At 60.5% G+C, this 12,108-nt stretch carries 11 protein-coding genes; 3 read left to right on the forward strand and 8 right to left on the reverse strand.

What is annotated here, in order from left to right; all coding sequences use genetic code 11:
* Nucleotides 1–17: 17 nt before the first annotated feature.
* Genes rutF through rutA form a run of 6 tightly spaced genes read right to left on the reverse strand, consistent with a single transcriptional unit; the run spans nt 18 to nt 4,095 of the window.
* On the reverse strand, nt 18–512 hold the full coding sequence (rutF, locus tag ACESQ2_RS05440) for an NADH-dependent FMN reductase RutF (protein WP_024359582.1): 495 nt from the start codon (nt 510–512) through the stop codon (nt 18–20).
* 9 nt (nt 513–521) lie between these two features.
* Nucleotides 522–1,112 carry a malonic semialdehyde reductase gene (locus ACESQ2_RS05445; protein WP_014228796.1) on the reverse strand — a complete coding sequence of 197 codons (591 nt, stop codon included), beginning with the start codon at nt 1,110–1,112 and terminating at the stop codon, nt 522–524.
* The gene (gene rutD / locus ACESQ2_RS05450) at nt 1,109–1,912 is read right to left on the reverse strand and encodes a pyrimidine utilization protein D (RefSeq protein ID WP_032749628.1); all 804 of its coding nucleotides are present in this window, start codon (nt 1,910–1,912) and stop codon (nt 1,109–1,111) included. Before rutD ends, ACESQ2_RS05445 begins: the two co-directional genes overlap by 4 nt.
* Nucleotides 1,909–2,301, reverse strand: a complete 393-nt coding sequence (rutC, locus tag ACESQ2_RS05455; RefSeq protein WP_004131297.1) for a pyrimidine utilization protein C — start codon at nt 2,299–2,301, stop codon at nt 1,909–1,911. The genes rutD and rutC overlap by 4 nt, the downstream gene beginning before the upstream one ends.
* Nucleotides 2,294–3,004: a pyrimidine utilization protein B gene (rutB, locus tag ACESQ2_RS05460; protein ID WP_004849808.1), complete on the reverse strand. Its 711-nt coding sequence runs from the start codon at nt 3,002–3,004 to the stop codon at nt 2,294–2,296. The genes rutC and rutB overlap by 8 nt, the downstream gene beginning before the upstream one ends.
* A complete protein-coding gene (rutA, locus tag ACESQ2_RS05465) occupies nt 3,004–4,095 on the reverse strand; it encodes a pyrimidine utilization protein A (protein WP_032749627.1) in 1,092 nt (363 codons plus the stop codon). Before rutA ends, rutB begins: the two co-directional genes overlap by 1 nt.
* 284 nt (nt 4,096–4,379) lie before the next feature.
* On the opposite strand from rutA, the gene rutR reads away from it, so the two are divergent.
* On the forward strand, nt 4,380–5,018 hold the full coding sequence (gene rutR / locus ACESQ2_RS05470; RefSeq protein ID WP_004849813.1) for an HTH-type transcriptional regulator RutR: 639 nt from the start codon (nt 4,380–4,382) through the stop codon (nt 5,016–5,018).
* Here the strand turns inward: rutR and ACESQ2_RS05475 are convergent.
* Both ACESQ2_RS05475 and putA read right to left on the reverse strand, forming a co-directional pair.
* Nucleotides 5,015–5,410 (reverse strand): lysozyme inhibitor LprI family protein, encoded by a 396-nt coding sequence (locus ACESQ2_RS05475; RefSeq protein ID WP_014228800.1) that lies wholly within the window; start codon nt 5,408–5,410, stop codon nt 5,015–5,017. The two genes, rutR and ACESQ2_RS05475, sit on opposite strands and share 4 nt — an antisense overlap.
* A 192-nt stretch (nt 5,411–5,602) precedes the next feature.
* Nucleotides 5,603–9,565, reverse strand: coding sequence for a trifunctional transcriptional regulator/proline dehydrogenase/L-glutamate gamma-semialdehyde dehydrogenase (gene putA / locus ACESQ2_RS05480; RefSeq protein ID WP_345911653.1), 3,963 nt, complete (start codon nt 9,563–9,565; stop codon nt 5,603–5,605).
* A 427-nt stretch (nt 9,566–9,992) separates the two neighbouring features.
* Here putA and putP point away from each other — a divergent pair, with 427 nt between their 5' ends.
* Complete coding sequence (gene putP / locus ACESQ2_RS05485; protein ID WP_032719707.1) at nt 9,993–11,501, forward strand: sodium/proline symporter PutP; 1,509 nt, start codon at nt 9,993–9,995, stop codon at nt 11,499–11,501.
* Between the two features lie 112 nt (nt 11,502–11,613).
* Nucleotides 11,614–12,048 carry a DUF3574 domain-containing protein gene (locus tag ACESQ2_RS05490; RefSeq protein ID WP_025106253.1) on the forward strand — a complete coding sequence of 145 codons (435 nt, stop codon included), beginning with the start codon at nt 11,614–11,616 and terminating at the stop codon, nt 12,046–12,048.
* Nucleotides 12,049–12,108 lie beyond the last annotated feature (60 nt).

The following is a 12,108-nucleotide window of genomic DNA, read 5'->3' on the forward strand; positions in this document are numbered from 1 at the left end:
AGATCCTGGGTTTAGGGTTAACAGGCTGGACGCATCAGCGTGTGGTAGCCGCGGTCGAACCACATCAGTCCGCGCGGTTCCGGATGGCGTACAATCGCCGCCACTTCGCAAAACAGGATGTCGTGAGTTCCGACGCTGACGATCTGGCTGATACGGCAGTCGAAGCTGACCAGCGCCGCTTCCAGACGCGGACAGCCGGTCGCGCCGGTTTGCCAGTCGGCGGCGGCGAAGCGCTCCGCCATCGGCGTTTTACCGCCGAAAACGTTCGAGAGCTCTTCCTGGCCGGCCGCCAGGGTGTTGACGCACAGCGCCTGGTGCTGGCTGAAGATCGGCCACACCGAGGCGGAGCGATTCAGGCACACCAGCAGCGTGGGCGGCGCGTCGGTAACGCTGCAGACGGCGCTGGCGGTAAAGCCGGCGCGGCCTGCGGGACCATCGGTGGTGATGATGTTGACCGCCGCCCCGACGTGGGCCATGGCGTCGCGAAAGCTTTGTTTATCGGCAATAGACATACGGGCTCCTTATGCCAGCTGGCAGGCATCATCAAAAGGCAGACGCGGCAGGCGAGCGTACAGCTTGCCGGGATCGCCGTAGCCGATATTAATCAGCAGGTTGCTTTTCCAGGCGCCGTCGGCAAAAAACGCCGCATCGACTTTTTCGCGGTCAAAGCCCGACATGGGGCCGGTGTCCAGGCCCAGCGCGCGGCAGGCGAAAATCAGGTACGCCGCCTGCAATGAACCGTTGCGAAAGGCGGTCTCTTCCACCATCTGCGGGCTGGAGGTAAACCAGCTGCGGGCGTCGCCGTGAGGGAACAGCTCCGGTAGCCGGTCATAGAACGCGCTGTCCCAGGCGACGATAGCGGTGACCGGCGCCTGCAGGGTCTTCGCGACGTTGCCGCTCGACAGAGCCGGGCGCAGCTTCTCTTTGCCTTCCGGTGTGCGGATGAAAACGAAGCGCGCCGGGGAGCAGTTAGCGGAGGTCGGTCCCATTTTCAGCAAGGCGTAGATTTCACGCAGCTGCTCGTCGCTGACCGGCCTGTCCAGCCAGCCGTTGTGGGTTCGGGCCTCGGTAAACAGCGCGGCGCAGGCGGCCGGGCTAATGGCTTCGCTCATAGATTCTCCTGGGGGACGGGCAGCATTGCGGCCAGCCCATCGCATAAAATAGGGTTAAAGGTGGCGGTATCGGTGACGTTGCAGGCGTGGCCGCCCCAGGCCATTTCCGCCAGCTGGCTGCCGGGGATTGCCGCCTGCAGCACGCGGGAGCAGGAGGCCGGGACCAGCAAATCGTCAGCGGCGCTGATAATCAGCGTCGGGCAGGTTATCGCTGCCGCCCGCCGCGAAAAGTCGGCCTGCTTGAGGGCGTTCAGCCTTTTCAGTAAATTCTCTTTGCCCTGGAAATGGCTGATGGCGAGCGCGTCTTCGGCCTCCAGCCGCGGCAGGCGAGAAGCCATCCACTCCGCCGGATAGAGGAACAGCGGCTGCGCTTCTACCCACGCCTGCGCGCCGCCCGCGTGCAGCAGGCGTTCGCGCACCAGAAAGCAGCGGCGGGTATGCGGGGAGAGCGTCAGCCAGCCGTTCACCAGCACCAGGGCGCTTATCGCTTCGGGATGGTCCAGCGCCAGCTGCAGACCGATCAGCGCGCCCAGGGCGTGACCGACCAGCGCAAAACGCACAATCCCCGCCTCCTGCAGCGCCGCGTTAAGCTCCTGCGCCATGGCCGCCATGCTGTAGCCGACGGGCAGCGGGCCGCCGTTTTCACCGGTGCCGTTATGGTCATAGCTCACCAGTTGATAGTGCGGTTCGAGCGCCGCCCGCTGCGGTAGCCAGTAGCCGCCCGCGCCGCCGAGCCCGGCGCTCAGAACCACCACCGGTGCGCCCGGATAAGGCGCCGGGGAGACATTTAGCTTCATCATGCCGGCTTCCCGATATGCGCGACGGTGGCTATTTCCACCAGCGCATCGGGCTTCACCAGCCCGCACTGAATACAGAAACGCGCCGGTTTGTCGCCGGGGAAGAACTCCGCGTAGACCTCATTAATCGCGGCGTAGTTTTTCCAGTCGGTGATAAAGATGCTGTTGAAAGTCACATCCGCCATACTGCCCCCCGCCGTCTCGATAACGCTCTTGATGGTTTCCAGCACGTGGCGGGTTTGCGCCTTTGGGTCGCCGATATAAACCACGTTGTTTTGCTTATCGAACGGCAGGGTGCCGGAGACGTAAACCACGCCGTCGGCCAGCGTGCCCGGGACAAACGGGGCGATAGGCGTGGTGGTGCCTGGCGGAATAATCACCTGTTTAGGCATAACGTTTCTCCTCGGAAAAGGCGCGCGGCGCGGCGGGCTCAAGGGCGGTACAGAAGCTGGCGACATCGCTGACCCAGCCAAAGAAGGTTTCGATATTGAACAGCGCCGCCTGCTGGGCGAACGCCGGACCGGCCTGATGGGTGGCGTCTTCCAGCACGATACCGAAATACTCGAGGAAGAAGCCGTCGCGCAGGGTCGATTCCACGCAGACGTTGGTGGCAATACCGGTAAAGATCAGATGGCGGATGCCGCGGCTGCGCAGAATGCTGTCGAGCGCGGTGTTAAAGAAGCCGCTGTAGCGCGGTTTCGGCAGCACGATATCGCCGGGCTGTGGCTTAAGCTGATCGACCAGCTGATAGTCCCAGCCGCCTTTCGCCAGCAGCTTGCCCTGCAGCTCCGGGTTCTTTCGCATGGTTTTTAGCGCGTTGGATTTATGAAAATTCGGCGAACCGGGGCCGCCGGCCTCCACGTACTGGTCGTCCCAGCCGTTCTGGAACCAGATAATCAGCATCCCGGCGGCGCGCGCGGCGGCCACGGCGACGTTGATATTGTCGATAACCGGGCGGGTGGCGGAAACGTCAAATCCGGCGAGGTCGAGATAGCCGCCCTGGCTGGCGTAGGCGTTCTGCATATCGACAACGATCAGCGCGCTCTGCTGCGGCGCAAAGGTCAGGGATTCCGGGCGAGCGGGCAGGGTAATCATCAGGCAACCTCTTGAGTCATGGTGGCGATATGGTCGCGGCAGCGCATCAGCGGCTGAATGCGCTGACCAAAGGCTTCGATACCGATAAGGAAATCATCAAACGTCAGCAGCACGCCGTCGGTACCGGGGACCGCCGCCACTTCGTCGAGCATGCGGGCGACGCTGGCGTAAGAGCCGACGAGGGTGCCCATATTGATGTTGACCGCCGAGGTGGGATCGGCCATCTGGCGCACGTTGGTGTCGCTGCCGGAACGGGTGTCTTTCTGGCTCTGTTCGGTAAGCCACGCCAGCGCCTCGTCATCGGCGCCGGCTTTGTAATGTTCCCATTTGGCGCGGGCCGCCTCGTCGGTCTCGTCGGCGATCACCATAAACAGGACGTAGGAGCCGACGTCGCGGCCGGTTTTTTCCGCCGCCTGCATCATGCGCGCGGCGGTGGGGGCAAAGGCGGCAGGGGTGTTCACGCCTTTACCGAAGCAGAAGTTGTAGTCAGCGTGTTGGGCGGAGAACGCCATACCGGCGTCGCTTTGCCCGGCGCAGATCACTTTCATCGGCTGCGACGGCTGCGGGCTGACGCGGCAGTCGTTCATCGTGAAGTAGTCGCCTTTAAAGTCGCTGCGTCCGGTTCCCCACAGGTCGCGCAGGACCTGGACATATTCGGTGAGATAGTCGTAGCGGCTGGCGAAGTAGTCGTCGCCAGGCCAGATGCCCATCTGCTCGTATTCCGGCTTTTGCCAGCCGGTGACCAGATTGACGCCAAAGCGGCCGCCGGAGATAGAGTCGATAGTCGAGGCCATGCGCGCGACGATCGCCGGGGGCAGCGTCAGCGTGGCGGCGGTGGCGTAGATCTGAATGCGCGAAGTGACGGCCGCCAGTCCGGCCATCAGGGTGAAGGACTCCAGATTATGATCCCAGAATTCGGTCTTGCCGCCGAAGCCGCGCAGTTTAATCATCGACAGCGCGAAATCGAAGCCGTAGTGTTCGGCTTTTTGCACGATGGCCTTATTGAGCTCAAACGTCGGCATGTACTGGGGAGCATGGGTGGAAATCAGCCAGCCGTTATTACCAATCGGAACGAAGACACCAATTTTCATAGCTACCTCTCTGCATGTCGTTGAACAAGAAGGCGCGGCGCTGCATCCTGCATCTCCCTCAATCACCTCGCCTGAAAGATAAAGCAAAGGCGATGCCAGTTTTGCAAAGGCTAATGTTATTAAGGTGTTGCTGGATGGTTGCTGAAAATAGCAGCAATAAAAGTGGACTGAATGGTCAAAATCGGTGCACGAAAAAACCGCAGTCGTGCGCAATCAGGGTGCAGAGAGTCGTGTCGGCGCTGGGCTTTTGCTATGCTGATGGCGTAAAAAGAAGGAGATAACGAATGGCACAGGGCGGCGTGAAAAAGATCGGCAAACGCTCACAGGCGGTGAGCGCGAAAAAAGAGGCTATCCTGGCCGCCGCGCTGGACGCGTTCTCGCAGTTTGGTATCCACGGTACGCGGCTTGAGCAGGTCGCCGAACTGGCCGGGGTATCGAAAACGAACCTGCTTTACTACTACCCGTCGAAAGAGGCGCTGTATATTGCCGTGCTGCAGCAGATTCTGGCTATCTGGCTGGCGCCGCTAAAGGCCTTCCGCGAAGATATCAGCCCGCTGGTGGCCATCGGCGAATATATCCGCCTTAAGCTGGAGGTTTCCCGCGATCACCCGCAGGCGTCAAGGCTGTTCTGCCTGGAGATGCTGCAGGGCGCGCCGCTGCTGATGGGCGAGCTGACCGGCGATCTGAAAGCGCTGGTGGATGAAAAGTCGGCGATTATTTCCGGCTGGGTCGAGAGCGGCAGGCTGGCGCCGGTTGACCCGCAGCATCTGATCTTTATGATCTGGGCGACCACACAGCATTACGCCGATTTCGCCACTCAGGTTGAGGCGGTAACCGGCGCGACGCTGCGCGATGAGGCGTTTTTTCAGCAAACCGTCGATAACGTCCAGCGGATGATTATCGAAGGGATTCGCGTACGTTAATTGGCGGGCGGCAGCGGGCAGCTCTGATCGCCATCCTCGCACTGCAGCAGCGAGGCGAGGAACGATTCGCGCTCGACGGTTTTATCGGACATGCACTGGTTGATCAGCATCGGCTGTACGCTGCCGCCTTCAGCGCCGGAGGCGAGGAATTGACAGTCGGCGTCGCGCAGGGCAATCCACGACAGCTGCGCTTTTTTCAGCAACTCCTGCTGCTTGCCGGAGGCGCGCTTCAGCGCTTCCTGATACGTTTCATTTAGTTTTTTGTCGTCAGCCTGGTACCGCTCGGCGGTGCACTGGTTCATTTCCGTTTGATTGCTGGCGTTGCTGCATTCGTCCGCCAGCGCATGGGTGCTTGCCAGCAGCGCGGCAAAAGCGAGTAAAGTGCGTTTCATTGGTCAACTCCCATAAAAAAAGCTCCCGTCCGGGAGCCTTAATTAACCACAGCCTGCGTCTGGTGTCATTAGCTGACGTTGTGCCGTCTGCTTTCCCGGGGGCGGCGCAAAGCGCCTTGCCCGGGCTACTGATAGTGCGGGCTGGGGTTGGGTAGCCCGGGTAAGGCATCAGCCGCAACCCGGGAAGCAGGCTTAGCCAATCGTCATCAGGCTGGCGTTGCCGCCGGCCGCGGCGGTATTGACGCTGAGCGAACGTTCAATATAGAGGCGCTCCAGCAGCAGATTGCTCTCGCCGCGGGCGAAGCCCTGCACCGACACGATCGCGCCATCGCGCGCCGCCACCTGTTCGCACAGCTCCCGCAGCTGATCGGAATCGCCGTGGTAGATAACCGCATCGAAAGGCTCGGTCGTCAGGGTTTCCGCTTTGGCGAAGTGGATCCGCGCGCTGACCTCACGCGGCAGCTTTTTCGCCAGCTCGCGCTGCAGAGGGGCGTCCGGCCACAGCACTTCGCAGCCCACGGCGGTCACGCCCGCCAGCTGGGTGAGCGCGTCCTGCTCATTATCGGCCACGCACAGCACGCGGTCGCGCGGCATAAAGGTCAGGGTGTTGCGCTCGCCGGTTGGCCCCGGCAGCAGACGCTGGGTTCCGGCCTGCGCCTGCTCGCTGAACTGCTGGCACAAAGCCTGCAGCTCCGGGCGATCCGCCGCCCACTGCTGTAAAGCGACCAGCGGTTTTTCCAGCAGCGTCTTCAGCTGCGCGTCCAGCGGATACTCCGCGTCCTGGCGGGCGAGGGTAATCCCGACGGCGTTCTGCGGGCGGCTGGAGAGCAGTCGATACAGATACAGCGGGCCGCCGGCTTTTGGACCCGTACCCGACAGGCCCTCGCCGCCGAACGGCTGCACGCCGACCACGGCGCCGACCATATTACGGTTGACGTACAGGTTGCCGACGTTGGCGCTGCCGGTGACCTGAGCGATGGTTTCGTCAATACGGGTATGCACGCCGAGGGTCAGACCGTAGCCGGAGGCGTTGATCTGTTTGACCAGCCCGTCCAGCTCGTTGCGGTTATAGCGCACTACGTGCAGCACCGGGCCGAAGACCTCTTTTTTCAGCTCATCGAAGCTGTCGAGCTCAATGAGCGTCGGCGGAACGAAAGTACCGCTGGTCCACTCGCGGGAATCTTCGCCGTTTTCGCGCACCGCCTGGAAGACTTTGCGCCCTTTGGCGCGCAGCGTCTGGATGTGGCGCTCAATATTCTCTTTGGCTTCGGCGTCAATCACCGGCCCGATATCGGTGGTCAGACGGCCCGGATTGCCCATCCGGCACTCGGCCATCGCGCCGCGCAGCATGGTCAGCGTATGATCGGCGATATCATCCTGCAGGCAGAGTACGCGCAGGGCGGAGCAGCGCTGCCCCGCGCTGTCGAACGCCGAGGCGAGCACGTCGACAACCACCTGCTCGGTTAATGCTGAAGAGTCGACGATCATCGCGTTCATGCCGCCGGTTTCGGCGATCAGCGGCGTCGGACGACCCTGAGCATCCAGCCGGCTGGCGATATTGCGCTGCAGCAGGGTGGCGACTTCGGTTGAGCCGGTAAACATCACGCCGCGTACGCGTTCGTCGGAAGTCAGCGCGGCGCCGACGGTTTCCCCGCGGCCCGGCAGCAGCTGAATAACCCCCGGCGGTACGCCCGCTTCCAGCAGGATCGCCACGCCCTGAGCGGCGATGAGCGGCGTCTGCTCGGCCGGTTTTGCCAGCACGGTATTGCCTGCCGCCAGCGCGGCGGCAATTTGTCCGCTAAAGATCGCAAGCGGGAAGTTCCACGGGCTGATACAGACGACCGGGCCCAGCGGGCGATGGGTTTCGTTGTCAAAATCGTTGCGCACCTGACCGGCGTAGTAGTGGAGGAAGTCCACCGCTTCGCGCACTTCGGCAATGGCGTTACTGAAGGTTTTCCCCGCTTCGCGCACCAGGATGCCCATCAGGGTCGGCATCTGGCCTTCCATCAGCACCGCGGCGCGTTCGAGGATCGCCGCGCGCTCCTGCGGCGGGGTGGCGAACCAGATTGGCGCGTTGTTAACCGCGCTGGTCAGCGCCTGCTGAACTTCGTCCTCGCTGGCTTCGCGCACGTAGCCGACGATATCTTTTGGCTCTGCCGGGTTCACGACCGGCTGCATTTCGCCTTCGGCCACCGGGTGCTCCAGCATCGGCAGCGCCTGCCATTTATGCAGCGCGCTGTTTAATAACGAGGAGGAGAGGGAGGCCAGACGATGCTCGTTGGCGAGATCCAGACCGGCTGAATTGCTGCGGTCTTTGCCGTAAAGGTCGCGCGGCAGCGGGATTTTCGGGTGCGGAAGACCCACCTGGCCCTCCTGCTGGGCCAGTTTTTCCACCGCGGCGACCGGGTCGGCAACCAGCTCATCCAGCGGCAGGGTGCTGTCGGCGATCCGGTTCACGAACGAGGTGTTGGCGCCGTTTTCCAGCAGACGACGCACAAGGTAGGCCAGCAGCGTTTCGTGGGTGCCGACCGGCGCGTAGATACGGCACGGGCGGTTGAGTTTGCCATCGGCGACTTTACCGGTCACCTGCTCGTACAGCGGCTCGCCCATGCCGTGCAGGCACTGGAATTCGTACTGTCCCGGGTAGTAGTTCTGCCCGGCCAGCTGATAAATTGCCGCCAGGGTGTGGGCGTTATGGGTCGCGAACTGCGGATAGATCAGGCTCGGCACCGCCAGCAGCTTTTTCGCACAGGCCAGATAGGAGACGTCGGTGTAGACCTTGCGGGTATAGACCGGATAGCCTTCGAGACCGTCCATCTGCGCGCGTTTGATTTCGCTGTCCCAGTAGGCGCCTTTGACCAGACGAATCATCAGGCGGCGACGGCTGCGGGTCGCGAGGTCGATCAGGTAGTCAATCACGAACGGGCAGCGTTTCTGATAGGCCTGGATCACAAAGCCAATCCCGTTCCAGCCCGCCAGCTCCGGTTCAAAGCAGAGTTTTTCCAGCAGATCGAGAGAGATCTCCAGGCGATCGGCCTCTTCGGCGTCAATGTTGATACCGATATCGTACTGGCGCGCCAGCAGGGTCAGCGATTTCAGGCGCGGGTAAAGCTCTTCCATCGCGCGGTCGTACTGGGCGCGGCTGTAGCGCGGGTGCAGCGCGGAGAGCTTAATCGAAATGCCCGGTCCTTCATAAATGCCCCGTCCGTTGGAGGCTTTGCCGATGGCGTGGATCGCCTGCTGGTAGGAGACCATATAGGCCTGGGCATCGTCGGCGGTCAGCGCCGCTTCGCCAAGCATATCGTAGGAGTAGCGGAAGCCTTTGTCTTCCAGCTTGCGGGCGTTGGCCAGCGCTTCGGCGATGGTTTCGCCGGTGACGAACTGCTCGCCCATCAGGCGCATCGCCATATCGACGCCTTTACGAATCAGCGGTTCGCCGCTTTTGCCGATAATACGGTTCAGCGAGCGCGACAGGCTGGTTTCGTTGTGGGTGGAGACCAGCTTGCCGGTAAACAGCAGCCCCCAGGTGGCGGCGTTGACGAACAGCGACGGGCTGCGGCCGATATGCGACTGCCAGTTGCCGTTGCTGATTTTGTCGCGGATCAGGGCATCGCGGGTGGCTTTGTCGGGAATGCGCAGCAGCGCTTCCGCCAGACACATCAGGGCCACACCTTCCTGCGAGGAGAGCGAGAACTCCTGCAGCAGGCTCTGCACCATTCCGGCGCGGCCGCTGGCGGTTTTCTGATTGCGCAGCTTCTCCGCCAGCTGATAGGCGAGCTTGTGCGCCTGTTCGCCGAGAGTCTGCGGCAGGCGAGCCTGCTCCAGCAGCATCGGCACGGCGTCGGTTTCGGCCCAGCGCCAGGCGGCGGTGATCGACGCGCGGGAAACGGACTGCGGCAGGATCTGCTCGGCGAAATCGAGGAAGGGCTGATAAGGTTCGTCAGCCGGATGACCGGCCTCATCGCTTTCGTTCGCCGCGCCGGACAGCAGCGCCGGCAGCTCCGGCAGCGTCTCGTCGTTTTCCAGCTTTTCCAGATAGTTGAAAATGGCCTGTTTAATCAGCCAGTGCGGCGTGCGGTCAATACGGCTCGCCGCGGATTTAATGCGTTCACGCGTCGCGTCGTCAAGTTTTACACCCATGGTGGTGGTGCCCATGTCAGGAACTCCTGTAATAGAACGTCTTCGTGCCAAGATGAGGTTGCGTAGAAATATCTACCATGTTGCAACTTTGTGCAACCTTGTTAATTGAGAATTGTGTGGCAGGTAGAAAAACGCCGGGAATGTTAAAAATGATGATGAAAATAGCAGGTATTTATCCCCTGTCTAATAAGGTATTTCTATGCGTCACTTAACACTTTTGCGTGGTGCAACCGCTAAAAACGTGAGAGAGTGCAACCTATAACAAAATGAAGTTTGGTCCCGGAAGCATTTCGTGTAAATGCTGTGTTAAATCGTTTGTGAAAAAACAAAGCTTCCGTCAGGATACGGTCGCCCAATACAACCAATAGGCCATTGCCCCGTTCCGGTAGTGGATAAAACGACAAATTTGGACGCTGTCGACAAAAATTCTGGAGATTTTTACATGGCTATTAGCACACCCATGTTGGTGACTTTTATTGTTTATATTTTTGGCATGGTACTCATCGGCTTTATTGCCTGGCGCTCGACAAAGAACTTTGATGATTATATTCTCGGCGGCCGCAGCCTTGGTCCATTCGTCACCGCGCTCTCCGCCGGAGCCTCCGATATGAGCGGCTGGCTGCTGATGGGGCTACCGGGGGCGATATTTATTTCCGGTATTTCCGAAAGCTGGATTGCCATTGGCCTGACGTTAGGCGCATGGATTAACTGGAAGCTGGTGGCGGGGCGTTTGCGGGTGCATACCGAGGCGAATAATAACGCCCTGACGCTGCCGGATTATTTCACCGGCCGTTTTGAAGATAAAAGCCGCGTGCTGCGCATTATCTCGGCGCTGGTCATTTTGTTATTTTTCACCATCTATTGCGCTTCCGGTATTGTGGCCGGCGCGCGTCTGTTTGAAAGCACCTTTGGCATGAGCTACGAAACCGCGCTGTGGGCCGGGGCGGCGGCAACCATTATTTATACCTTTGTCGGCGGCTTCCTCGCGGTAAGCTGGACCGATACCGTTCAGGCCAGCCTGATGATATTCGCCCTGATCCTGACGCCGGTGATGGTGGTGATTTCCGTCGGCGGGTTTGGCGATTCCCTGGAAGTGATTAAGCAAAAGAGCATTGAGAACGTTGATATGCTCAAGGGCCTGAACTTCGTGGCGATTATTTCGTTGATGGGCTGGGGCCTGGGCTATTTTGGTCAGCCGCATATTCTGGCGCGCTTTATGGCGGCGGATTCGCATCACAGCATCGTTCACGCCCGTCGCATCAGCATGACCTGGATGATCCTCTGCCTGGCGGGCGCCGTGGCCGTCGGTTTCTTCGGAATTGCCTACTTCAATAACAACCCGGCCGTTGCCGGTGCGGTTAATCAGAACGCTGAACGCGTCTTTATCGAACTGGCGCAGATTCTGTTCAACCCGTGGATTGCCGGGATCCTGCTGTCGGCGATTCTGGCGGCGGTGATGTCCACCCTGAGCTGCCAGCTGCTGGTGTGTTCAAGCGCCATTACTGAAGATCTTTATAAAGCGTTTTTGCGTAAAAATGCCGGACAGAAAGAGCTGGTATGGATAGGACGCTTTATGGTGCTGCTCGTCGCGTTAATTGCGATCGCCCTGGCGGCCAACCCGGAAAACCGCGTGCTGGGTCTGGTGAGCTACGCATGGGCTGGCTTTGGCGCAGCGTTTGGCCCGGTGGTGCTGTTCTCGGTGATGTGGTCACGAATGACCCGTAACGGTGCGCTGGCCGGGATGATCATCGGCGCCTTAACGGTCATTATCTGGAAGCAGTTCGGCTGGCTGGGCCTGTATGAAATCATCCCAGGCTTTATCTTTGGTAGCCTGGGGATTGTGGTCTTCAGCCTGCTGGGTAAAGCGCCTTCCGCCGAGATGCAGCGACGCTTCGCCGAAGCGGACGCCCATTATCACTCCGCACCGCCGGTGCGCGCGACCGCCGAGTAAGCCTCCGCAACCCCATCAAGCCCGCGTAATGCGGGCTTTGTTATTTATGTCTCTTGCTAATGGCTTGAAAATACGCTGATATCTCAGCACAAATAACAATGAGGGTAGCAAAATGAGTTTCAAACAGGGTGCAGTGGCGCTGGTACTGGCAGGGATATTAAGCGGCTGCGTAGCGCCCGCCGCGAAGAGGGCTCCGGCGGCGGACGCTAACGCCTGCCCGGCGGATAACGCCATGGTGCAAACCACGCTTTATTTCGGCTTAAGCCGTCCGGCCGGGAAGGATATTACCGCGCAGGAGTGGCAGCAGTTCGTTGACCGCGACGTGACGCCGCGCTTTCGCGATGGCCTGACGGTCTTTGACGCGCGCGGGCAGTGGCTGGGCAATGACGGTACCGTGGCGCGCGAGCAGAGCAAAGCGCTGATGCTGATTCACGGCAAAGATGAGAAGAGCGAAGAGGGGATTGAGGCGCTGCGCACGACCTATAAATCACGCTTTGCTCAGGAGTCGGTGATGCGCGTTGACCAGCCGGTCTGCGTACATTTTTAATTTGAATCAGGTGATATTCCCGGGTTGCGGCTAACGCCTTACCCGGGCTACATAGCTACG

Origin of the sequence: Klebsiella sp. Q11 (assembly GCF_964241505.1) — a bacterium.
Lineage (GTDB): Bacteria > Pseudomonadota > Gammaproteobacteria > Enterobacterales > Enterobacteriaceae > Klebsiella > Klebsiella michiganensis.

Excerpts from the sequence above, each read along its gene's own strand:
- rutR (WP_004849813.1), top strand. The coding sequence starts at position 4,380 with ATGGCACAGGGCGGCGTGAAAAAGATCGGCAAACGCTCACAGGCGGTG.
- putA (WP_345911653.1), bottom strand. The coding sequence starts at position 9,565 with ATGGGCACCACCACCATGGGTGTAAAACTTGACGACGCGACGCGTGAA.
- ACESQ2_RS05490 (WP_025106253.1), top strand. The coding sequence starts at position 11,614 with ATGAGTTTCAAACAGGGTGCAGTGGCGCTGGTACTGGCAGGGATATTA.
- ACESQ2_RS05475 (WP_014228800.1), bottom strand. The coding sequence starts at position 5,410 with ATGAAACGCACTTTACTCGCTTTTGCCGCGCTGCTGGCAAGCACCCAT.
- rutD (WP_032749628.1), bottom strand. The coding sequence starts at position 1,912 with ATGATGAAGCTAAATGTCTCCCCGGCGCCTTATCCGGGCGCACCGGTG.
- ACESQ2_RS05445 (WP_014228796.1), bottom strand. The coding sequence starts at position 1,112 with ATGAGCGAAGCCATTAGCCCGGCCGCCTGCGCCGCGCTGTTTACCGAG.
- rutB (WP_004849808.1), bottom strand. The coding sequence starts at position 3,004 with ATGATTACCCTGCCCGCTCGCCCGGAATCCCTGACCTTTGCGCCGCAG.
- rutC (WP_004131297.1), bottom strand. The coding sequence starts at position 2,301 with ATGCCTAAACAGGTGATTATTCCGCCAGGCACCACCACGCCTATCGCC.
- rutF (WP_024359582.1), bottom strand. The coding sequence starts at position 512 with ATGTCTATTGCCGATAAACAAAGCTTTCGCGACGCCATGGCCCACGTC.
- rutA (WP_032749627.1), bottom strand. The coding sequence starts at position 4,095 with ATGAAAATTGGTGTCTTCGTTCCGATTGGTAATAACGGCTGGCTGATT.
- putP (WP_032719707.1), top strand. The coding sequence starts at position 9,993 with ATGGCTATTAGCACACCCATGTTGGTGACTTTTATTGTTTATATTTTT.